At 44.9% G+C, this 23204-nt stretch carries 16 protein-coding genes; 13 read left to right on the top strand and 3 right to left on the bottom strand.

Annotated features, from left to right (window positions below; genetic code table 11):
* The first annotated feature begins 39 nt into the window (after positions 1–39).
* The 6 genes from PSM36_RS14835 (at position 40) to PSM36_RS14810 (ending at position 6334) form a co-directional block, all read left to right on the top strand.
* Entirely contained in the window at positions 40–756 is a 717-nt protein-coding gene (locus PSM36_RS14835; protein ID WP_076931575.1) for a PHP domain-containing protein, read from the top strand.
* A complete protein-coding gene (locus PSM36_RS14830; protein WP_076931574.1) occupies positions 749–1315 on the top strand; it encodes an ATP-binding protein in 567 nt (188 codons plus the stop codon). Before PSM36_RS14835 ends, PSM36_RS14830 begins: the two co-directional genes overlap by 8 nt.
* Before the next feature lie 195 nt (positions 1316–1510).
* Positions 1511–1900, top strand: a complete 390-nt coding sequence (locus PSM36_RS14825; protein WP_076931573.1) for a (2Fe-2S) ferredoxin domain-containing protein — start codon at positions 1511–1513, stop codon at positions 1898–1900.
* A 10-nt stretch (positions 1901–1910) separates the two neighbouring features.
* Positions 1911–3743, top strand: coding sequence for an NADH-quinone oxidoreductase subunit NuoF (locus PSM36_RS14820; RefSeq protein ID WP_076932304.1), 1833 nt, complete (start codon positions 1911–1913; stop codon positions 3741–3743).
* A gap of 164 nt (positions 3744–3907) precedes the next feature.
* Positions 3908–5680, top strand: coding sequence for an NADH-dependent [FeFe] hydrogenase, group A6 (locus PSM36_RS14815; protein WP_076932303.1), 1773 nt, complete (start codon positions 3908–3910; stop codon positions 5678–5680).
* A 144-nt stretch (positions 5681–5824) separates the two neighbouring features.
* A complete protein-coding gene (locus tag PSM36_RS14810) occupies positions 5825–6334 on the top strand; it encodes an NADH-quinone oxidoreductase subunit NuoE family protein (RefSeq protein ID WP_076932302.1) in 510 nt (169 codons plus the stop codon).
* 72 nt (positions 6335–6406) lie between these two features.
* On the opposite strand, the gene hydF is transcribed toward PSM36_RS14810, so the two are convergent.
* Together hydF and hydG are read right to left on the bottom strand one after the other, a co-directional pair.
* On the bottom strand, positions 6407–7630 hold the full coding sequence (hydF, locus tag PSM36_RS14805) for a [FeFe] hydrogenase H-cluster maturation GTPase HydF (RefSeq protein WP_076931572.1): 1224 nt from the start codon (positions 7628–7630) through the stop codon (positions 6407–6409).
* Positions 7631–7632: 2 nt separating this feature from the next.
* Positions 7633–9054, bottom strand: coding sequence for a [FeFe] hydrogenase H-cluster radical SAM maturase HydG (hydG, locus tag PSM36_RS14800; RefSeq protein ID WP_076931571.1), 1422 nt, complete (start codon positions 9052–9054; stop codon positions 7633–7635).
* A gap of 174 nt (positions 9055–9228) precedes the next feature.
* On the opposite strand from hydG, the gene dapA reads away from it, so the two are divergent.
* A complete protein-coding gene (gene dapA, locus PSM36_RS14795) occupies positions 9229–10119 on the top strand; it encodes a 4-hydroxy-tetrahydrodipicolinate synthase (protein WP_076931570.1) in 891 nt (296 codons plus the stop codon).
* A gap of 371 nt (positions 10120–10490) precedes the next feature.
* Here dapA and PSM36_RS17810 read toward each other — a convergent pair whose 3' ends face one another.
* Positions 10491–10619 (bottom strand): hypothetical protein, encoded by a 129-nt coding sequence (locus tag PSM36_RS17810; protein ID WP_262503448.1) that lies wholly within the window; start codon positions 10617–10619, stop codon positions 10491–10493.
* A gap of 242 nt (positions 10620–10861) precedes the next feature.
* On the opposite strand from PSM36_RS17810, the gene PSM36_RS14790 reads away from it, so the two are divergent.
* From PSM36_RS14790 to PSM36_RS14760, 6 genes are all read left to right on the top strand, one after another.
* Complete coding sequence (locus PSM36_RS14790) at positions 10862–13981, top strand: SusC/RagA family TonB-linked outer membrane protein (RefSeq protein WP_232001468.1); 3120 nt, start codon at positions 10862–10864, stop codon at positions 13979–13981.
* Positions 13982–14003: 22 nt separating this feature from the next.
* The gene (locus PSM36_RS14785) at positions 14004–15485 is read left to right on the top strand and encodes a RagB/SusD family nutrient uptake outer membrane protein (RefSeq protein WP_076931568.1); all 1482 of its coding nucleotides are present in this window, start codon (positions 14004–14006) and stop codon (positions 15483–15485) included.
* Between the two features lie 21 nt (positions 15486–15506).
* A complete protein-coding gene (locus tag PSM36_RS14780) occupies positions 15507–16523 on the top strand; it encodes a TlpA disulfide reductase family protein (RefSeq protein WP_076931567.1) in 1017 nt (338 codons plus the stop codon).
* 602 nt (positions 16524–17125) lie between these two features.
* On the top strand, positions 17126–20299 hold the full coding sequence (locus PSM36_RS14770; protein ID WP_076931565.1) for a SusC/RagA family TonB-linked outer membrane protein: 3174 nt from the start codon (positions 17126–17128) through the stop codon (positions 20297–20299).
* 26 nt (positions 20300–20325) lie between these two features.
* Positions 20326–22002 carry a SusD/RagB family nutrient-binding outer membrane lipoprotein gene (locus PSM36_RS14765; protein WP_076932301.1) on the top strand — a complete coding sequence of 559 codons (1677 nt, stop codon included), beginning with the start codon at positions 20326–20328 and terminating at the stop codon, positions 22000–22002.
* A gap of 21 nt (positions 22003–22023) precedes the next feature.
* Positions 22024–22959 carry a hypothetical protein gene (locus tag PSM36_RS14760; protein ID WP_076931564.1) on the top strand — a complete coding sequence of 312 codons (936 nt, stop codon included), beginning with the start codon at positions 22024–22026 and terminating at the stop codon, positions 22957–22959.
* Positions 22960–23204 lie beyond the last annotated feature (245 nt).

The raw sequence follows: 23204 nt of genomic DNA, 5'->3' as shown, positions 1-23204 counted from the left end.
GTTCGGTTTTTGTTCATTACTAACACGGAGTAAGCAAATATGAACGCCGATTTACATATACATACCTGTCTTTCTCCCTGCGGGGATCTGGATATGAGTCCTCGTAATATTATCCGTATTGCGAAGGAGAAAGGGTTGCAGATAATCGGCATTACCGATCATAACAGCACAAGGAATGTGCGGGCATGTATGGAATTGGGTGAAAAGGCAGGGCTATATGTTATTCCCGGATGTGAGGTGAATACACGGGAAGAGGTGCATACACTCTGTTATTTTCCCCATCTGCGGGCGGTGGAAGCGTTTCAGTCTTATCTGGATGAACGGATGACAAATATGAAAAACGATCCGGTTCGCTTTGGATATCAGGTCGCAGTGGATGAAAACGACCGGATCGTCTATGAAGAAGAGCGATCGTTGTTTATGAGTATAGAGGATGGTATAGAGGATGTGGCGGAACAGGTGCACCGGTTGGGTGGTGTTTTTGTGCCGGCACATATCGACCGGCCGAAGAACAGCCTGATCAGTCAACTCGGCTTTGTTCCTTTTGACCTGAAATATGAAGCGCTGGAGATTTCGAAGGCGACAACCCCGGGCGCATTTCTCAGGAGTCATCCCGAACTGGTGGGAAAGCGTTTTCTGCAAAGTTCAGATGCCCATTATCCGGAGGATATTGCCTGTGCCTATACATGGTTTGATATGAAGGAGCCGACTTGGGAGAGTTTTACAGATGCATTTTTTTATTTACGTTATGATTGATCTGGCGATGCATATGATGGATATCGTACAGAATTCCCTGCGTGCCGGTGCGCAGAGAATCGAGATCGACCTGATGGTGAATAGTCGCGATCACACGTTGCTGTTCCGCATAAAAGATGATGGTGCCGGTATGGATGCGGAGACGGTGAAGAAACTGGACGATCCTTTCTTTACCACCCGTACCACCCGAAAAGTCGGTTTGGGAGTTCCCTTTTTGAAAATGACCTGTGAACAGACAGACGGAAGACTGAAAGTGTTTTCGGAAAAAGGCCGAGGCAGTGAGATGGAAGCGATCTACCATACCGATCATCCCGACTGTCTGCCGTTGGGCGATATGGGAGGATATCTTGCTCTTTTATTGAGAGCAAATCCCCATGTCTGCTTCCGGTTTACCTGTCGAATTGATGAAACAGAATTTATACTGGATTCCGATGAGTTGAAGAAACAGGGAATTGAATTACAACATCCCCGGATGCTGGGTGCGGTAAGGGAATATATCCGGGAGAATTTGAGAGAAATTTATAAAAAACGGTCGTCGCACAACTTTTTATGCTTATAAGTAAGAATAAAGAGCAAAGAATAAAGATGATGTGGTTAGGTAAGATACTGAGACTGGGAGACTGGGGAAATTGGGAGAGAGGGTGATGTGGAACCTTGAACCTGGGATCTGAATTGTAAATCGACGTAGTCAGGTCTGAAATCTTGAATTTTGAATCTTGAACGAAGAAAGTATAAACAATTAACTTTAAATAATATGACAGAAATCAAAACACTTGCCGACTTGAAAAAGAGACAGGAAGAAGTAATGTCCCGCATGAGTCTGAGGGATAGGGCGGAGGATCCCGAATCGCTGGTTCAGGTGAAAGTGGCAATGGCCACCTGCGGTATTGCTTCCGGTGCCAAAGAGGTGATGGAGTTCTTTGTGGAGGAGCTCGATAAAAGAAGGATCGATGCGGTTGTCACACAGACAGGATGTATGGGGTACTGCTTCGCAGAACCTACCGTGGAGATTACCTTGCCGGGTAAGGAGCCTATGGTATTCGGTTATGTGGATAGAGAAAAAGCCGACGAGATTATCGAGCGTTATATCAAAGAAGGGGAATTGGTGGATGGCATCATCCCGCAAAATTATAATACCATTTAAATCGATGCTTATGAGCCAATACAAAATGCACTTGCTTGTTTGTGGAGGTACCGGTTGCCATTCATCCGAAAGCAATCTGGTATATGAGATGCTTTGTGACGAAGTGGAAAGAAAAGGGATGGAGAAGGAGGTGCAGATCATTCGCACCGGATGTTTCGGCTTTTGTGAAAAAGGCCCTATCCTGAAGATACTGCCTGATAACACTTTTTACACGCAGGTCAAACCGGTTGACGCCAAAGAGATCATCGACGAGCATATTATCAAGGGGCGGCGGGTATACCGGCTGCTTTATACCGATCCCGAGACGGAAGAGCATGTCCCTGATTCGAAACATATGGGGTTCTATAAAAAGCAATTACGCATAGCACTTCGTAATTGTGGTACCGTCGATCCGGAGAATATCGATGAGTCGATCGCGCGAGATGCTTATCAGGCGTTGGGGAAAGTGCTCACTGAATATACTCCTCGGCAAACTATCGATCTGGTCAAACGATCGGGACTACGCGGCCGCGGCGGAGCCGGTTTCCCAACCGGATTGAAATGGGAGATCGCTGCCCGGAATGACGCCAGTCAGAAGTATGTGGTCTGCAATGCCGATGAAGGGGATCCCGGAGCATTTATGGATCGTTCCATCCTGGAAGGTGACCCGCACTCTATCCTTGAGGCGATGGCTATCTGTGGTTATTGCATTGGTGCTACAAAAGGGGTGGTCTATATCCGGGCGGAATACCCATTGGCCATTAAGCGGTTGAAAATTGCCATCGCTCAGGCGCGTGAATATGGATTGCTGGGAGATCAGATCTTTGGTACCGGTTTTAGTTTCGATATCCAATTGAGATATGGTGCCGGTGCGTTTGTCTGCGGTGAAGAAACAGCACTTATCCATTCCATGGAAGGGAAACGGGGCGAACCGTCCAACAAGCCACCCTTCCCTGCGCAGAGCGGATACATGGGGAAACCGACCAATGTGAACAATGTGGAGACACTGGCCAATATACCGGTGATTATACTTAAAGGAGCTGAATGGTTTTCCTCTATCGGCACGGAGCGGTCGAAAGGAACAAAAGTATTTGCCCTGGCGGGTAAGATCAATAATGTGGGGTTGATAGAGGTACCTATGGGTATTACACTCCGGGAGATCATTTATGAGATCGGAGGAGGTATCAAGAATGGGAAGAAATTCAAAGCGGTGCAGACCGGAGGGCCGTCGGGAGGCTGTCTTACCGAAAAGCATCTCGACACGCCTATTGACTACGAAAGCCTGACTGCAGCCGGCTCCATGATGGGGTCGGGGGGGATGATCGTGTTGGATGAGGATGATTGTATGGTATCGGTGGCAAAGTTCTACCTTGGATTTATTGTGGAGGAATCCTGCGGAAAATGCGCTCCTTGCCGCATCGGTAATAAGCGGTTGCATGAAACCCTCGGTAGAATCACCGATGGGAAAGGGATGCAGGAAGATATCGAGAAACTCAGAAATTTGGGTAGTGTCATCAAAGATACTTCATTATGCGGGCTGGGGCAAACATCCCCCAATCCGGTACTCTCCACTCTCGATAATTTTATGGATGAGTACCTGGAGCATGTGCATGATAAGAAATGCCGTTCAGGTCAATGTAGAGACTTGCTCTATTATGTGATATCGGAGAAGGATTGTATCGGATGTATGGCCTGTAAGAGGGTGTGCCCCACACATGCCATCAGCGGTGAAAAGAAAGAGGTCCATGTTATCAATCAGGAGATATGTATCAAATGCGGCGCCTGTATGGAGAAATGCCAGTTTGATGCCATCAGCCTGATGAATGATTACCCGAGAGCGAGTGTTGAAATTAGTAATTACTAATTACCAATGACTAATTACCAATGACTAATTACCAATGACTAATGAATCAGTAGGGCATAAATCATGAAATTGTGAATTGCAAATCGACGTAGTCAAATCATGAAATCGTATAATTATAAATTAAAAATCAGCAAAGCTAAATCTTGAATCTTGAATTTGAAATTATGATTGAACTGACAATAGATAATAAAAAGGTACAGGTAGAAGAGGGTACTACCATCCTGAAAGCAGCCCGGGAAGCGGGTGTAGAAATACCTACGCTATGTCACTTTGAACTGTGCGACATGGGTATCGAGAATAAACCGGGCGGATGCCGCATTTGTGTGGTGGAGGTGGAAGGACGCCGTAATCTGGCGCCTTCATGTATGACTGAAGCACAAAACGGAATGGTGATCCATACCCACAATATAAGGGTGTTGAATGCGAGGACGACAGTGCTCAAACTGATCATCTCCGACCATCCTTTCGATTGCCTGGTCTGCGCCAAATCGGGACAATGCGAACTGCAAAGTCTAGCCATACAGTTCGGTATCAGAAGCCAGCCGTATGAAGGTGAGCAATCCCGGTACCGGAAAGATACTTCTCCTTCCATCATCCGCGATGTGGACAAATGTATCATGTGCCGCAGGTGCGAGATGATGTGCAATGAAGTGCAGACTGTAGGTGCGCTCTCAGCCGTGAACCGTGGGTTCATGTCAGTGGTGGCACCTGCTTTCGAGATGAACCTCGAAGACTCACCCTGTACCTATTGCGGACAGTGTGTGTCGGTTTGTCCGACCGGCGCACTGACCGAGGTGGATCATACCAACGATATCATCCGTGCTTTGAGTGATCCCACTAAAACAGTAGTGGTGCAGACGGCTCCTGCCGTACGCGCTGCCTTGGGAGAGGAATTCGGCCTGCCACCCGGTACGCTGGTCACCGGAAAAATGGTCTCTGCCCTTCGTGAACTGGGATTCGATTACATATTCGATACCGACTTCAGTGCCGACCTGACCATCATGGAGGAGGGGACAGAGTTGCTGCAACGCCTTCAGCAGTATCTGGCAGGAGATACGGAAGTGCGGCTGCCGATCCTCACATCATGCTGTCCGGGATGGGTGAACTTCTTTGAACATAATTTCCCCGATCTGCTGGATGTACCCTCTACGGCAAAATCGCCGCAACAGATGTTCGGTGCCATCGCCAAGTCTTATTTTGCCGAAAAGATAGGAGTGAACCGGAAAGATATGATCGTGGTCTCCATTATGCCTTGTCTGGCAAAGAAATATGAGTGCCAGCGCGATGAGTTCAAGGCAGACGGTAACCCCGACGTAGATTATTCCATCTCTACCCGTGAACTGGCTGCGTTTATCAAGCAGGCCAATATAGATTTCCTTAATCTTCCCGATGGGAATTTTGACGACCCGCTGGGAGAATCATCCGGTGCAGGTGTGATCTTCGGTAATACCGGAGGAGTGATTGAGGCGGCTTGCCGTACGGCATACGAGCTCTATACCGGCAAGACATTGGAAAAAGTCGATTTTCATGCGCTGCGGGGCATGGAAGGTATCCGTTCCGCGACAGTCGATTTCGACGGATTGCAACTTAATATAGGTATAGCGCATGGTCTGGGGAATGCCCGTAAGCTGCTGAATGATGTAAAGGCCGGCAAGTCGCAGTACCATGCGATTGAAATCATGGCCTGCCCGGGAGGATGTATTGGTGGCGGGGGACAGCCTTATCATCATGGTAACAGTGAGATACTTAGTAAACGGATTGCGGCCATCTACACTGAAGATAAGCGTAAAGTGATCCGGAAATCACATGAAAACCCATCCATCATCAGGCTTTATGAAGAGTATCTGGGTAAGCCCGGCAGCCATAAAGCGCACCAACTGCTCCATACCGAGTATTTCCCGAAGAGTAACGAGGTTACTATCCATTTACATGGTTAAAGAAAGTGGAAAGGTGGGATGAGAATTGAAAATGGACAATTGACAATGGAAAGTTGACAAGATTCCAAATTTTGAATCTTGAATTTTAAATCTGAAATAGTTATGAATCAGAAAATAAATATAGCGCCTGCGGTGTTTGAGTATATGGAGAAGGTGACTGGCTCCGACGGTGTAGAGGTGAGAGTGAATCTTCCGAAGGAGAAGATCGGGAAGATCAATGAGATTTGCGATGCTTTCAACAATGATTCCGGAGAATTGATTAATGTATTGCACGAAATACAACATACGTTCGGTTACATACCTGCAGAAGTGCAGGATGTGGTGGCTCACAATCTGCACCTGCCTGTTGCACAGGTATATGGTGTAGTTACTTTCTACACTTTTTTCTCGATGATCCCCAAAGGAGAGCATCCTGTCTCTGTCTGTACCGGTACAGCCTGTTATGTCCGTGGAGCCGAGAGGGTGCTGGAGGAGTTCAGGAAAGAACTGGGAGTGGAGGTAGGAGAGACTACCTCTGATGGGAAATTCTCCATCAATTGCCTCCGTTGTGTGGGTGCTTGCGGCCTGGCGCCGGTAGTGTTGGTAGGTGAGAAAGTGTACGGACGGGTGTCACCCGATGGAGTGAAGGCGATCATTGCGGAGTATAAAAAGTAATATGGTTTCTCTTGATAAGGTCTTTTGTAAAAGAAATGACTATCCTGAGCATTGTCTTTTTTATGTGCTGTTTCAGTTGTCGGGAAACAGGGGCAGGTTCACTGGTTCCTTTTCGAGCATCTTGGTCGCCCTCCTGAAAATCCCATGGATATATGCCAGCACCATCCCGTAATTGGTTACCGGTACACCCTGTTGAATAAAGGGGTGAAGCCGGTTGAGCAACTGCTTGCGGGTGATCATGCAGCCGCCGCATTGGATGACGAGGGAAAAATTCCGTATATTCGAGGGAAGTTCTGAGAGCCCCGAAACGACCGTGAAATGGAGTCGTTTTCCGGTGAATTGCTGTAGCAACTTCGGGATTTTCACCCTGCCTATATCGTCACAACTGGTCTGATGTGTACAACTTTCCAGTAAAAGGATATGGTCGCCGTCTTTGAGCCGGGAGATATGTGGCGTACCTTCCAAAAATGCCGTGAAATTACCTTTCATACGGGCGAAGAGAATGCTGAAACTGGTTAGAGGGATTTCTTCCGGGAGTGCTTCAGCCACAATCCCGAACACCGAACTGTCGGTAATTGCCAATGCAGGCTTGATGCCTAATTGTAGAAAGTCGGGGATCTCGCTCTCCCTTACTACTACTGTCACACACTGGTTGTCGAGTGCATCACGGATTGTTTGATTTTGTGGTAGGATCATTCGCCCTTCCGGTGCTTCGCTATCGATGGGTGTGACGAGTAGTACCACATCTTTTGGGCGTACCAGGTCGCCGATCAATGAACTCCTTTGAAAAGCCGTTGCAGGAATGATCCGTTTTAATGCGGTGATTAACCTGTCTTTATCGGCCGGATTGATAGTACTGAAATCGATGATCTCCGCATTGGAGTGCTGTTTAATGGCGGTTACGGTGATGGCGGCGATTTTGTCGATATCGTTTTTGTTATGGGCGAAAAGATAAGGTACCTCATTCTTTTTAAATTGTTCGATCAGTTGCACCTCATAATCGCCAAACTGATTACCGGCAATCAGAAGGATGGCACAATCGACTTTCCGGATTACTTCCTGTGATTTCCGGATTTTTTTGTTTCCGATCTCTCCCAGATCATCTATTCCGGCAGTATCGATCAGTATGGCCGGCCCGATATTGAAGATCTCCACCGATTTTTTTACTGGATCGGTCGTCGTTCCCGGGAAGTTAGACACAATGGAGATATCTTGTCCGGTGAGCATGTTGATTAACGAACTCTTGCCCGTATTTCTACGGCCGAATATACCGATATGTAAACTGTTTATGCTCATAATTAACGATATAGATCCCTCTCTCCCTGTTTGATCCTGGCGATTTTATCCCTCACCTCATTCTGCATTTTTTCATTCAGTTCATCCATATTTTTCTCTATCACTTTCCATCCTTTTTGCGCGGTTGTTTCGGGTGCATAGTCTTCCAGATATTCTGCCAGTGTGAGTATCGCATTGGGTGTGCAGAACCGTTTGATAAAACCCGGGACTGAAAACTCCATGAAGTGTTCACCGGTTCTGCCGAGACGATAGCAGGCAGTGCAGAACGAAGGGAGCATCCCCTGTTGCAGCAACTCTTCGATGACCTCATTGAGTGAACGGTCGTCGTTGATATGGAACTGGCTCCTGTTCAGGTCGAGATTCTTCTGTTGGGAAACATAACTGCCCAATTCTATTTTTGTTCCGCCGTCAATTTGTGACACACCATATTGTATCAGTTCATTACGCAGTGTTGCCGGTTCGCGGGCGGTAAGGATCATGCCTGTATAAGGCACAGCCAGACGCAGGATTGCTACCAGACGGGTAAATTCTTCATCGGAAGCGAAATAATGCTTCCCTATCCTGAGCATCGAAGCATCTTTAATCCTGGGAAAAGAGATGGTATGCGGCCCTACGTTATAGCATGCCTCCAAATGATTGGTATGGCGTACCAGTCCCATCACTTCGAAGCGCCAGTCATAAAGGCCGATCAACGCGCCGATACCTACATCATCCAGACCGGCCTCTTGTGCCCGGTCGAGTGAAGTGAGCCGGTAGTCATAATCGGCTTTCTTTCCCCATAGATGATAATTTTTATATGCTTCCCGGTGATAAGTCTCCTGAAATACCTGATAGGTGCCGATGCCCGCCTCTTTCACCATGCGGAATCCTTCTATATCCAGCGGAGCCGCATTGATATTCACCCGCCGGATTTCACCGCGCCCCTTTTTTACGCTATAGGCTGTTTTCACCGTCTCCGCGATAAATCCGGGATTGTATTCGGCATGCTCTCCGAAGACCAGTATCAACCTTTTCTGTCCACTCTCTTCCAGGGCTTCGATCTCTTTTATCAATTCATCCCTGGAAAGTGTTTTCCTCACCTGTTCCCTGTTTGAGACCCTGAAACCACAATAAATGCAGTCATTAGCACACTTATTGCCTACGTAAAGGGGCGCAAACAGTACGATACGGTTGCCGTATATCTTTGTCTTGAGTGCTTTGGCTCCCTCTTTGATAAGTCTTATTGATTCTTCGTCGTTCGCATTGATAAGGGTCGCTGTCTCCTTCAGGTTCAGGCGATTCTTTGCCAGCGACTTATCGATGATCCGCCGTACTTTTTCGGGTGAGGAAGGGGTATTATTCAGATAATCCCATATCTCAGCCGTGTCGATAAACGGCTGCATAGGGATATCCGGCATACGGTATGTTTCAGGGTTAAATTGCATACGATTACTATTTACTCACTTCACCGCAAAGATAACATTATCAGAACGATTTTATTCTATCACCGTGAATAAAATTTCTGACTTAATTAAAAATATATACCTTTGTGATTCGGAATCATTTTGTTTTTTAAATGAGTGTTCCGTGAATAAACTGCTGGAAAAAATATACCTTTCATGTCAAAAGTTGATCTCAGAGGCTTGGGGGTGGCCCTAATCACCCCTTTTAAAGAGGATAATTCCATAGATTATGAAGCACTTTCCCGGTTGGTGCAATTTCATCTGGAGAGCGGCACAGACTATATTGTGGCTTTGGGTACCACGGCCGAGACTCCCACACTTTCAAAGAAGGAGAAGCACGAAGTGGTGCGTTTTATAGTAGAACAGGTGAACGGTAAAATTCCGGTAGTGATGGGGATAGGAGGTAACAATACCGCCGACTTGGTAAATGACTTGGAAAGTACCGATTTTTCAGGGATAAGCGCCATTCTATCCGTCACACCTTATTATAATAAGCCTACACAGGAAGGCCTCTATCAACATTACTGTGTTTTGTCTCAGGCCTCCCCGCTACCTGTCATACTTTATAATGTGCCCGGAAGGACGGGTGTGAATATGACGGCCGAAACTACATTACGTTTGGCGAAAGACTGTGGCAATATTGTAGCGGTGAAAGAGGCTTCGGGCGATCTCAATCAGATCAAGGAGATCATAGACAAGGCTCCTGAAGGGTTTGACGTTATTTCAGGGGATGATGCCATTACTACTGATGTGATTGCGCTTGGCGGGATAGGAGTGATCTCGGTATTTGCCAATGCTTTTCCGGTTGAAATGGTATGGTTGGTGAAGAATGCCCTGGAAGGCAATGCTGCTGATGCGCGCCGTAAGATGAATGCCGATTTTGAGACATTATTCCATCTTATGTTTGTAGAAGGCAATCCGGCAGGGGTAAAATGCCTGCTCCATTTAAAAGGCATGATCCACAACAAGCTCCGCCTGCCGCTGGTTCCTGTGAGTGAAAAAACACTTGAAAAGATCAAAAAGGAACTTACACGGGTCGGCGGGTAATGAATATTAAAAGCTAACTATAAAGACATGATTAATGGCAAAAGTAAACGATAGGCGCAGGTTTGGTGTTAAAATGAAAGCGAGTTGCCTTTAATTAATGTTAAATAGTTATTCTTTGTTTTGCTTGTATAATATTAAATTTTACTTTTGTCCCGGACTCCTGAAAGGATAAACTTTTGAGATAGTCTAACTTTGATAGATAATGAAAAGTATTTATATCCAATATAACAGTTTGAACATGAATGCATTTAGCGCAATGTGTTGCCCTATGTGTATGATGTTCGGACACTGTTGTGTCGGATAAGCTAAGATATTTGATAAATAAAGAATATGAAAGCCCTCCCGATACATGTCGAGAGGGCTTTTTAGGTTTAAATTAAAGTATATTGACTTTCAAAGAAATCGCCAATGCTGACTTCAATAAATATCCAGTGCTCCTCTATACTCTCTTCCACATCGTTTGTGGCTGCCTGTTGTTGTGGATGTATGTCTATGTGCATGTGTTTGCCACGACAACGTATCGGATAGAAGAGTGCATACTGTAAATATGGGAAAACTCCTCCGATATATCTTCGGGGGAGTTTTTTTAGGTGTATGTCCGGCTTGGGAAATCTTTACAATTCAAATATAAAATATATACACCAATTGGAATATAGTGAATTATTATTTTTTGCATTAGAATATGAAACGATCAGAATTTTTTTTCAGGAATAACAATGTATACACGATACTAATAAAACCGATGGCTGTTTTTTTAGTATTTTTCCTTTTTTCTTTCCTTGCTTATGGACAAAACGCGATACAGGGAACGGTGGTTGACAGGGACAATAACCCGTTGCCGGGAGCCACGATAATGATAAAGTCAACAAATACCGGAACAGTGAGTGATGAAGAAGGTAATTTCAATCTTACCATCGATCAGTCGTTGCCGGTTACGCTGGAGGTGAGCTTTATCGGTTATACGGCACAGGAAATTGATGTCTATGATTCCGGGGAGCCTGTCATTGTGACCCTGGCCGAAGAGCGTAATATATTGAATGAAGTGGTGGTTATTGGTTACGGGACCCAATCCCGACGGGAGTTTACGGGTTCGGTGGCCTCTATCAGTGGCGATCTCGTGAAAGAGCTGCCGGTGCAGAGTTTCGATCAGGCGCTGCAAGGTAAGGCCGCCGGTGTAAGTATTGCTTTGCCTAACGGACAGTTGAATGCTCCGGCGGTGATACGCATAAGGGGCGTTAATTCAATTTCATTGAGTTCTTACCCTCTGATCGTGGTGGATGGGATTCCGTTAAGTACAGGTGATATTTCTACCAACCGTGCGGCAAACAACCCGTTGGGAGATATAAACCCGGCCGATATTGCTTCCATTGACATCCTGAAGGATGCGGCATCGACCGCCATTTACGGGTCGAAGGCTGCCGGTGGCGTAATACTGGTAACCACCAAGAGAGGTAAAGCGGGACATGCCACTACTCACTATGAAAGCTGGGTAGGATTTACAAATGCCACCCGATTGCCCAACGTGTTGAATGCGCAACAGTATACCGATATTAAGAACGAATCGATAGCCAATGCAACGGCGATAGATGGAACGCAGAGAGAGCCGGTCTATTTTTTGTCTTACAATCCTGACGGAAGTATTGTCGATACAAACTGGAGGGACTATATATACAGGACAGCGGTCTCACACAATCATTCACTGAGTGTGGCGGGAGGTTCGGAGAAGGTGAATTACTATTTGTCGCTGAATTATTCCGACCAGGAAGGGATTCTGGTTGGTAATGATTTCCAGAGAAAGGGAATCCGCTTCAACCTGGATAACAGGGTCACCGACTGGCTTAAATTAACGGCAGGTGCAGTGTATAATGTAAGCGAAAACAAATCCTACGACACGGGCAGTCTTCCGGGGGCCTCCATGACCACAACGGGTGCGGCCCGTCTTGCGCTGGTCTTGCCACCCAATGTAGGTGCATATAATGACGATGGCAGTTACCACTTAAATCCCAATAGCGGCACACTGGGATCGGGAAACAACAAGACGACCATCCCCCTTTACAATCCTGCGGCTTTGTTCGATTTGTCCCGTTACACTTCCCAGAATGACCACGTGATAAGCAATATAAGCGCGAGCATCAGACCCGTAAAACAGGTGGAACTGACAACGACTTATGCGATTGATCGTGTGAAGACCGAAAATATCACTTTTCTAAGTCCAGAACTTGGTTCGAGTGGCTATAACAGTGGCGGGTCGGTGACCAACGTGACAATTACACGCCAGAATCAGGCATGGACGAATACGCTTTCGTTCAATGAAACTTTTCTGAAAGATCATCACCTGTCGGCACTGCTTGGAACGGACATCCAGTACAATGAACTGTCGGCGTGGGGTGCCAATGCCACCAATGCTTCCGATGATTTTTTCGAGTACTATCAGGGAGGATGGGCTAATGTGGTTGCTTCCGGAAACAGGAAAGGTACAAGGGTCTTTGCCTCTCTTTTCTCCCGTCTTAGTTATGATCTCAAAGGGCGTTACTTTCTTACCGGTAACTTCCGGAGGGACGGAAATTCTGCCCTGGCGGAAGGCCGTAAATACGGGAACTTCGGCGGTGTGTCGGGTGGTTGGCTGCTGTCTGAAGAAAGTTTCTTCAAGTCATCCCCCTTGGCCCGTACATTCGACAATGTGAAATTGAATGCCAGCTGGGGGCAGGTAGGTAACGGTAATCTTGAAAACGATTATAGTTCGTACGACCTATACTCTTCCTACCTCTATGGCAGCGCCGCGACCTGGAGTATTACACAACAGGGAAATCCGGATCTCAGCTGGGAAACCAGTGAACAGACCAATGTGGGAATCGAAGTGAGTGCCTTTACGAACCGCCTCAATGCCGAACTGACCTATTTCAATAACAATGTGAACGGGTTGATCCTGAGTGTGGCACAGTCCCCATCGAAAGGAATACCGGGAAATTCTATCCTTGCCAATGTAGGGTCCATGTACAACAGAGGTATTGAGTTTGGTATAGGATATGAAGTGATCCGAAGAAAAGATCTTACATGGAACCTGAATTTCAATTATACCAATCTACGCAACAAAGTGACATCCCTTGCGGATGAAAATCAGGATATCATCGCTTCCACCGGTAGCGGTAACACCAATATAACCCGTGTAGGGGAACCGATAGGGAGCCTTTATGGTCTTAAAACCCTGTATGTGAATCCGGAGAATGGCCAGCGTGTATTCCTTAATGGAAAAGGGGAAGAGGTGCAATATAACGGCTTGAACAGGTGGACGTATCTTGACGGATCTACGGCAGAAGCTCTTTCGGGAGATGACTTTTATGTTTTGGGAAATGCTCTTCCCAAGTGGTACGGAGGATTGGCAAGTAATCTTACGTACAAAGACTTTGAACTCAATCTGAACTTTACCTATGCCGGAGGGAATTATGTGATGAACAGGACCAGGTCCACCTTGACCGACCAGATATTTTTCAACAATTCTACCGATATTTTACGACGTTGGACTTCTCCCGGGCAGCAGACCGATATCCCTAGGATCATAAATGGGGACAGGATCTCCTTCGGTGGATCGGTCCCTATCTCAGAGCATGTGGAAAAAGGTGATTTCCTTCGCCTGCAGAATGTGGTATTCGCCTATAACCTGCCTGAGAGTGCTCTTGGTTTTTCAAGGCTTAGTGCGGTAAGGGTTTACGGGCAAGTAACCAATGCGTTCATTATAACCGGTTACAGTGGTATCGATCCGGAAGTGTCGGCAAACGGGAATTCAAATACCGCACCGGGTGTTGAATATAACACCGCCGGTTTGGGACGGACCTTTACCTTCGGAGTGAATGTTACATTCTAAAACAAACTAAAAAGATACAATTATGAATACTTCTATATATAAATATAAGCATATACAACGAAATATAGTGATTGCAGCCGTTCTTGTCTCATTAGGCTTTGTGAGTTCCTGTGACGACCTTCTCGATCAGACTTCCCAAACATCCCTCAGTTCGGCAACGATCTTTGACACCCCTGCCCGTATAGAAGGGTTGGTGAATGGAGCGTACCGGTCGCTGAAGAGTGCCAACCTGTATAGCGGGCGCCTGGTACAGTATGGAGACCTGCGTGGCGAAGATTTTGTCATCCGCACCGAAAATGCCTTGGCAGGGGGATATGTGTGGGCCAATAGTTTTACAAACCTTACCGGTGATATAAACAGTGTATGGGAGCAAGCCTATGTTGTGATAAACAATGCCAATGTCCTGATAGAAGGGTTGGACAGGTCGGAGGGTGTTATCAGCGACGGGCAAAAACGCAATTATATTGCAGAGGCAAGGTTCCTGAGGGGATTGGCTTATTTCCATCTGGTTACTTTTTATGGCCGGCCTTATATCGAAAGCGGGGGCCAGGACAAGGCTGTGCCTTTAAGATTGCAGGCTGAGGTGTCATCGGCGAATAATAATCTGGCCCGTAGTACGGTATTTGATGTGTATAAGCAAATAATCGAGGATCTTGATTATGCCGAAGTCAATTTGCCGGAAAGTTATTCATCGGCTCTGCTGAATACTACCCGTGCTCATAAAAATACGGCGATTGCTTTGAAGACAAGAGTCTATTTGAATAAAGGCGAGTTTGACAAGGTGATAGAAGAAGCTAAAAAGATAGTTCCCCAGGATGAAGCGCCGTTTTCAGCTACGACAGGTGTCACACATGCATTGAATGCGGATATCACCACTATTTTCAATGCCGATTATACAACAACCGAATCGGTGTTCTCCATGCCTATGACCGTTGCGGATCCTCCCGGTGGCGCTGCTTTGGCAAATGTATATTACAGTGCGCCTGATTTTGTGCTTAACACAGAGCCTGCAGGGATAATATCCGATACCGAATGGCGGGAATCCGACGCGCGGCGCAATTTTGTCTCATATAACAGTAGTCTCGGGTTGTATCTGCTAGCCAAGTATACGAAGGTGAGTCCTGCGATAGATTATATTCCGGTAATCCGTTATCCGGAAGTGCTTCTTAACTATGCAGAGGCTGAAGCCCGCAGTACCAGCGGTGACCTGAATAAGGCGGTCGCATTGTTGAAGGCTGTCCGCAATCGTTCCGATGCTGCTTATATTTTCCCTGCACAGGCATTGGCGCAAGATCAGATATTGACTACAATCAGGGTCGAAAGACGTATCGAACTTCTGGGCGAAGGTTTCAGGGCAAACGATATTTTGCGCGATTTGCAGACGTTCCCCGGCAAGCCTTCACTGGCCAGCCTGACTGCCCGCCAGGTAGGTCCGGCCGATGAAGGCTATGTATTTCCCATTCCGAATTCAGAGATATTGACCAATGAATTGATAAATGAATAATAAATTTAAAAAACAAGTAATATGAAGAAGAATCTATTTCCTATCGCTATTGCAGCTTTGGCCTTATTGATGGTGAGCTGTGAAAAGAATCCTGACAAATTAAATCTTTCAGGTACGGTAAAGAATGAGTCATCGGGTAAGATCTACCTGCAACGGTACGAGAATAAATCTTTCTTTACGATAGACTCTACAGAGATAAAAGATGGAAAATTCGAGTTCGATACCCAAGTTAAGCTGCCGGAGATATATGGTCTGTCGTTAGAAGGATCGGGAACGAATCCTTTTTATTCCTACCTCGTTTTTCTCGACAATAACCCTATTACTGTGGATCTTGATACTGTTGACGGCTTTAAAAACACCGTAGTAAAAGGTTCTGAAGAGCACGACCTGTTTATTGATATCAGAAACCGTAAAGTTTCGGATATAAGTGAGGTGATCAGGGAGAATCCCTCTTCTATTGCCGCGCTGTATGTGTTCTACCGTTATTATTCCTATCGTTTGTCGCCGGACGAGATAAAGGCTAATATTGATCTGCTCGATCCTTCGCTAAAAGGTACGGACTATGTGAAAGTGCTTGATGAATTGGCAAACACATTGGACAAAGTCGCCGTTGGACAAAAAGCGCCCGACTTTGAAGCAACCGACAGGGATGGCAATAAAGTGAAGTTTTCGGACTATTTGGGCCAGGGTTATGTGCTTGTCGATTTTTGGGCTTCATGGTGTGCGCCGTGCCGTAAAGAAAATCCAAATTTAGTAAAGGCCTATGATACATATAAGTCCAAAGGTTTCGAGATAGTGGGGATATCTTTGGATAATAGTGCTGCACCTTGGCTTAAGGCAATAGAAACGGATAGTCTTGCCTGGCCGCAACTGATAGATGGGAATGCCTGGGCAGGACAAGGCGTCAAAGAGTATGGAGTGAGGCTTATTCCTGCGAACTTCCTTATAGATAAAGAAGGTGCAATTGTAGCGCGAAATCTCAAAGGGGAAGACTTGCAAAGAACATTGGAAGAGTTGTTAAGTGCTCCTGTCCGTTAGAAGCATGTTGCACAATGTAACGAAATTTGCTCACTTTTCTCCCATTTGCCTTCCCAATATGTTAAAAAACGATTTTTCATAAAATAAAATTGTGAAATTAAAATAGAATGATATAAATTTGTGACAAATTATTTGAAAAAGTAGAGACAGATGAGATTAAAGTTAGAAAATAATACAATACTCCCCTTTTTGTTGACAAACCTTAACGGGGGGGGCAAATCGCTTTATAACCTCTTAAAGTCTCTCCGATCTCTTTTTCTTAAAAGGTTATCATCCCGTTTTATTTGTTTTTTTAGTTTCATGTCGAAGTCTGTTTTCGGCGTGCGATATCTTTTTTTGCTGGTCTTGAACAAGGTCGGTATATCTATGTCTGCCTTGTCAGGGCGGCAATCCCTTTTGTGTTTTCTGGAAACAATATCAGCAAATATTACCCCAGTCTTTTTGCCTTACTTTGAAACTTTACATTTCCCGACAAACCACAACAACATAATACAGGGTATGATGCGTCTTCACGAATCAGAGAAGCCGTATATACCCTCACTTTTTGTAATAAAACCAGAATTTTATTTCGAATGAATTATTAATTAAAAAAGTAGTAGAGTATGAAAAGAAAGCTAATGATGTTTTTAGCCCTGTTCTTTATTGGGATAGGGATTGTAACGGCTCAGACACAGGTACGGGGTACCGTGGTGGATGAAACGGGCGAACCTGTGATTGGTGCTACCATCCAACTCAAAGGAACGTCGCAGGGAACCGTTTCCGATATCGACGGGAATTTTAACCTCTCGGCCCCTGCGGGTGGTACGTTGGTTATTTCCTATGTGGGGATGCAAACTCAGGAAGTACCGGTAAGTGCGAGTGTACGGGTAGTAATGGTTTCAGATGCACAATTACTAAGCGAAGTGGTTATTGTGGGAGCCATGGGTATAACACGTCCGCCGCGTGCTGCAGGCTATGGACAGACGATTGTTGATCCGGCTGAAGCTATTCAGAAAGCGGAGCCAGACCTTTTCCGTTCGTTAGATGGTAAAATCCCCGGTGTGCATGTGGGAGCCTCTTCGGCTACGCCCGGTAGTGCCACGAAAGTACTGATCAGGGGAAACTCTTCATTTTTAGGAAACAATGACCCGTTATATGTTGTGGATGGTCTTCCTTACAGTAATTCAGAGGTAACTACAGGGAATAGGTTAACCACCGCAGGTGCATACGGAACTGGTCTTGCCACCCTCGATCCCAACGATATCGAGAGTATGACCGTATTGAAAGGTGCCGCCGCTGCAGCCCTTTATGGTAGCCGTGCCGCCAATGGTGTTATTCTGATCACCACAAAAGCAGGAAGTAAAAGAGTACGTCCATCCCAAAAAGGATTTGAAGTAACATTAACCTCTTCCTATACTACAGAATCGATTGCTTCACTTCCCGAGTATCAGAATACTTATGGACAAGGATCTAATTTCACCTATTCCAATGCGAACGGTTCTTGGGGGCCGGCTTTTGGTTCTCCAGGAAATGAAACCATACCTTTGTACTCGACCATTAATGCTGTTTATCCAGAATTGGGACCAAGAATTCCCTATCAGGCATATCCGAATAATGTGAAGGATCTGTTCAGGAATGGTAGTGTTTTGGATAATTCTGTGAATATCATGAGTTACAATGATAAAGGTAATTTCAGTATTACGGTCTCCAATCTTGCTCAGGATGGTTATGTGCCTTATTCCGAATTCGATCGTACCTCATTCAGTGTAGGGGGAAATCAAAAACTGGATAATGGCCTTACCGTCGGAGGAACTGTATCCTATTCGAGGACAGTCCAGAATGGACCTTTCTTTGGTGCCGGAAATTACGGTGGCTCGGTGAGTTCTTTTGCTCGTGCCATGTTGGTGCCGCGAAATGTGGATCTCCCGAATTTGCCCTACGAAACGCCTGACGGAAGAAACTTAATGGCTTTCGGTGGTGTTGACAATCCATTATGGTCTTGGAAATACAATACTATCACCAGTGTGATGGATCGTACTGTCAGTACGGTAAATGCCGCTTATGATTTTACCGATTGGTTGTCGGCAGGTTATCAATTCGGTTGGAATCAATATGAGATGGATCGTAAGCAGGTAATCAATATTGGATCAGTAGGCCCTTCTGGTTTTGCAGGGCAAGGGCAGATTACCAATGACAGCTATACTACACAGGAGATCGAGTCGAATTTTAATCTAACCTTCAAACATAAGTTTAATGAGGACTATAATTTAAGAGTTACTGTTGGACATAATGTCAATCAACGGACGACCCATAGGGCTGACCAGGAGGGTAATATAATGATATTCAAAGGCATATATAATGTGGGTAATACGCAGGAACAAACAGCGGGAGAGTCTACAAGCAAAAGAAGGTTATGGGCGATATATGCTGATGCTTTGTTGGATTACAAGAATTATGCTTTTTTGAATCTTACTTTGCGTAACGACCACTCTTCCACTTTGCCGATACAAAACAACAGTTACTATTATCCGGCAGTTACCGGTTCGTTTGTGTTTAGTGATGCTTTTGAACTCAATTCCGATATCCTGGACTTTGGTAAAGTGCGTTTAGCCTGGGGACGTGTGGGTAACGATGCATCCCCGTATTATGTAAATGGAACCTATCTTCAGGATACTCCATTTGGGGGCAATCCTATCATGTTGTTGCCCACAACTTCTTATGATCCTGAATTAAAACCTGAGTTTACTACTGAGGTTGAGTTGGGAGCAGAATTGCGGTTTTTCCAGAATCGTATTGGTATAGATTTCACATGGTACAACAGATCAACGACTGATCAGATAGCTCCGTTAAGTTTACCCTCTTCCACAGGATCAAGGACCTATTACACCAACTTCGGCGAATTGAATAACAAAGGGGTAGAGATAGGGGTCAACTTTGTGCCGGTGAATTTAAGAAACTCATTCAAATGGGATATAACCGGTACTTTTACAAAGAACATCAGTAAAGTTATTTCGTTGGTTGATGGCGTAGAACAAATCACCCTATCCACGGGTTCTACTTCCGAACCGCAACCTACTTTGAAACCAGGTCTTCCATATGGATTTCTCCGTGGTACAGTGATTGCCCGGGATGATGAAGGGAATATGCTTGTGAATCCCAATAGTGGAGCTTATATAGCAGAAACCGAACTGGGTGACTTGGGAGATCCTTATCCCGATTTCAGGCTGTCGGTTAACAATACATTTAGCTACAAAAGATTCTCTTTGGGCGTAATTTTTGACGCCAGGGTTGGTGGTGTCTTGTCTTCAGGGCCTGCTTCAGACCTTCTGGGGCGTGGTTTGACTAAGGATACCGAAGACCGTTTGGGTACGCGTATTCTACCCGGTGTGTTGGGTGACCCAAATACAAGGGAGCCTTTGAAGGACGCAAATGGAAATAAAATACCAAATACGATTCAGTTGTCGGAAAACGATTTGTGGTTCTCTCCATCAGAAGGGAATACATTCTCTATTAATAGTGTCCATGAATTCAATACTTTTGATGCAACCGTATTCCGTCTGAGCGAAGTATCGTTTGGATATGATCTTCCTGAAAAGTGGCTGCGGAACACATTCCTCGGTTCAGTAAATCTGTCAGTGGTGGGAAGGAACCTTTGGTATTTTGCTCCCGGATTTCCGAAATATACCAATTATGACCCGGGATCCAATGCTTTTGGTAGCGGAAACGTACAGGGTATTGACCGTGAAAGTGCCCCTTCCACAAGAAGGATAGCATTCAATGCGAGATTGACATTCTGATAACGAATTTTTAAATGATTATAAAGATGAAAAATATAGTAAAACTTTTTTTGGCTTTATCCATTGTTATATATCTGGGAGGCTGTACAAAAGACTACCTTGATATAAACAAAAGCCCTAATAGCCCAACGACCCCTGAATTGAATCAGCTTCTTTCGGGTAGCCAATATTTTATGGTGCAGGCATTAAGTCAGGGGAATTTTATCGGTTATGGTTTGAGTTCGTATGTACACTATTTGAATCCCCGTGAAGATTCGAATTATGGAATGGGGCCTACGGCGAATAATCCGTTCAATTCATGGAATTATTTTTATACTTATGTTTTGAATGATTATGAGGCAATTATAGAATATGCAGAACCGGATGAAAATCTGATTTATGCCGGTATTGCCAAAACTTTGAAAGCATATGCCTTTTCGGTGATGGTAGACGTTTGGGGTGATATCCCTTTCTCAGAGTTTAATGTTCCCGGACTCACAGCGCCAGCGCCGGATAGCAGCAAGGATATTTATAATGCACTTATTGCACTGTTGGAAGAGGGGCGTGGAGATTTGCAAAATACTAGTGCAGCCAACGCTTTAAAGCCGGGCAAAGACGATTTCTTTTATGGCGGAGATGTGGCTAAATGGGTTAGATTGAATAACACCATTAAATTGAGACTATTATTGCATTCGCGTAAAGCGAAATCTGATATCACAGACTGGCAAGGTAAATTTAACGCCTTGATCTCAGAAAATGCATTTATTGGAAAAAATGAAGATTTTCAGTTCTGGTATAGCAATAACACCAGTCCCAGAGATGAACGCCATCCGGCTTTTTCATCGTATACGGGACAACATACGCACTTTGTCAGTCCATTCTTCTATGAAACGATGATGGGTCAGACCTATAATACTACGGACAATCCTTTCGCGGGGATAAAAGACCCGCGGGTTCCCTACTATTTTTATAATCAAATGAAGGACAGTGATGTGCCTACCAATAATTATGAGTATCGGAACGGAAACTTTTTGTCAATATTTTTTGCCACCATGGGGCCTAACGCAGGTGCGGATAATCGTAACCAAATGACCAAATATGGAGTATATCCTATTGGTGGTAAGTATGATGATGGTAACGGAGGTAGTGTTACTCTTGCAAATGCTACAGGTATTGCTCCACATAAAATGATAACTTATGCTGCTCTTAAATTTATGTTGACGGAGCTTGTTCTCGCCGGTGAAACCACGGGTGATGCCAGAACTCTTTTGAGTGAAGGTATAAGTGAAGCCATCGATCACATCCATAGTGTGGTTGACGAAAATGAAAAAGCTAATAACTCTGCCCCTAAGATTTCGGCTGAAGATAGAGCGGAATATATTGATGCGATACTGGCAAAGTATGATGCGGCTAATGCGGAAGGAAAAATGAGGATCGTGATGACCCAGAAATGGATCCATAACTTTATGAATCCAATAGACGCATATACCGATTATCGTCGCACAGGTTACCCGGTATTGTTTAATCCCAATAACACACAAGAGCCGGGATATGGCGTTAACCCAAGTGGTGATACTGAGAAATCGGATGCGAGAGTGGAACTTTCCACCCCGGCATCTTACCCGCGTTCGCTTTACTATCCGACCAATTCGGAAACTGAGTTAAATCCGAATATGCCGCAAAAGAATGACGTATCAGTACCCCTTGTGTTCTGGGATAAATAATAATTTAAAAACAAAGAAAATATGAAAAAAATATATTTGATATTATTCATACTGCCCTTGCTTTTTGCGGCACAAAGTTGTGACAAGGAATTGCCTTATCCCATTGATGATGTAAAAAGAGGAGTAGCAATAGATATAGTGCGCTCTGAAGGTACGGATGGTGTGTTATATAGAGGCCAGACCGATGGGAATTTTAAAGTAATGCTGTCTATACCTGAACAGCAGGGCGATTATTCTTTCTTGAAACATGGACAGTTGTTTGCTGTATTGGAAAGAGTTCTTCCAGACCCTACCGAAGATAATCCGGATAGGACCAAGACTGTAAGAGATGCTAAAGTTGTTGTAGACAATATCACTACTTTTCCTACAGAGATTACTATCGATATGGCCGATGTTTATAGCAAATTTGGACTTACTACACCGGATATTGGAGAAACACTTTACTTTACTACCAATGCGGTATTGAAGGATGATTATGTTGTTCCCGGTTGGACTGAACATACCGGATTTAATAATAGAATATTAACCGGTTGGAGGGTTAACGGTAGAGCATATTCATACAATGTACGTTATTCTGTAGTGTGTGAGTTGGTCTTAGACGATTTCGTCGGAACTTGTATCGTCACTGAGGATACCTGGTGGGAAGAAGTCCCTCACGAAGTGGAAGTGACAAAAATATCAGATACTGAATTGAGCATTGCGGGTTTGTTTAATGGGGAAGCAACTAATCCTTTGATTATTAAGGTTAACCCCGTGGATTATTCTATCTCCTTTGATAAACAAATCCTGGTGCCAAATTCAGGTGTTTGGTGGGGCAATCCCGCTTATAATAACTTCGCTTTTGGAAATGGTACGGGAATAGTGAATGCCTGTGATACAAAGATTTCCTTTGAAGCAACAGCATCAGTTGATGCCGGAACATTCTCAGGTACCTGGACAATTGTGTTGGGTAAATAAGGATTATAATTACACGAAATATAGATACCCTTTCAATTAATATAAACTCTACGTTAAATTAAACACTATTGAAAGGACGGACAGGGCCAGGAGTGATTCCCCGCCCTGTTTTTTTTATGGTAACCCGGAGCCAGAGACACAGGTAAAGGGTAGCGATGGAGAAGCAAAATTTTCTTATTACCCTCCAAAAAGTTAATGTTAAAAAATATCCTTTTAACACATTAAATAGGCGTTATTTGATTAAT

The sequence above is a fragment of the Proteiniphilum saccharofermentans genome (genome assembly GCF_900095135.1).
Classification (GTDB): domain Bacteria; phylum Bacteroidota; class Bacteroidia; order Bacteroidales; family Dysgonomonadaceae; genus Proteiniphilum; species Proteiniphilum saccharofermentans.
Note: the sequence above shows the minus strand (reverse complement) of the source record. Positions and strands in the feature narration are given on the sequence as shown.

Coding starts and splice junctions, on each gene's coding strand:
- PSM36_RS14835 (WP_076931575.1), top strand. CDS start 40: ATGAACGCCGATTTACATATACATACCTGTCTTTCTCCCTGCGGGGAT.
- PSM36_RS14830 (WP_076931574.1), top strand. CDS start 749: ATGATTGATCTGGCGATGCATATGATGGATATCGTACAGAATTCCCTG.
- PSM36_RS14825 (WP_076931573.1), top strand. CDS start 1,511: ATGACAGAAATCAAAACACTTGCCGACTTGAAAAAGAGACAGGAAGAA.
- PSM36_RS14820 (WP_076932304.1), top strand. CDS start 1,911: ATGAGCCAATACAAAATGCACTTGCTTGTTTGTGGAGGTACCGGTTGC.
- PSM36_RS14815 (WP_076932303.1), top strand. CDS start 3,908: ATGATTGAACTGACAATAGATAATAAAAAGGTACAGGTAGAAGAGGGT.
- PSM36_RS14810 (WP_076932302.1), top strand. CDS start 5,825: ATGGAGAAGGTGACTGGCTCCGACGGTGTAGAGGTGAGAGTGAATCTT.
- hydF (WP_076931572.1), bottom strand. CDS start 7,630: ATGAGCATAAACAGTTTACATATCGGTATATTCGGCCGTAGAAATACG.
- hydG (WP_076931571.1), bottom strand. CDS start 9,054: ATGCAATTTAACCCTGAAACATACCGTATGCCGGATATCCCTATGCAG.
- dapA (WP_076931570.1), top strand. CDS start 9,229: ATGTCAAAAGTTGATCTCAGAGGCTTGGGGGTGGCCCTAATCACCCCT.
- PSM36_RS17810 (WP_262503448.1), bottom strand. CDS start 10,619: ATGCACATAGACATACATCCACAACAACAGGCAGCCACAAACGATGTG.
- PSM36_RS14790 (WP_232001468.1), top strand. CDS start 10,862: ATGGCTGTTTTTTTAGTATTTTTCCTTTTTTCTTTCCTTGCTTATGGA.
- PSM36_RS14785 (WP_076931568.1), top strand. CDS start 14,004: ATGAATACTTCTATATATAAATATAAGCATATACAACGAAATATAGTG.
- PSM36_RS14780 (WP_076931567.1), top strand. CDS start 15,507: ATGAAGAAGAATCTATTTCCTATCGCTATTGCAGCTTTGGCCTTATTG.
- PSM36_RS14770 (WP_076931565.1), top strand. CDS start 17,126: ATGAAAAGAAAGCTAATGATGTTTTTAGCCCTGTTCTTTATTGGGATA.
- PSM36_RS14765 (WP_076932301.1), top strand. CDS start 20,326: ATGAAAAATATAGTAAAACTTTTTTTGGCTTTATCCATTGTTATATAT.
- PSM36_RS14760 (WP_076931564.1), top strand. CDS start 22,024: ATGAAAAAAATATATTTGATATTATTCATACTGCCCTTGCTTTTTGCG.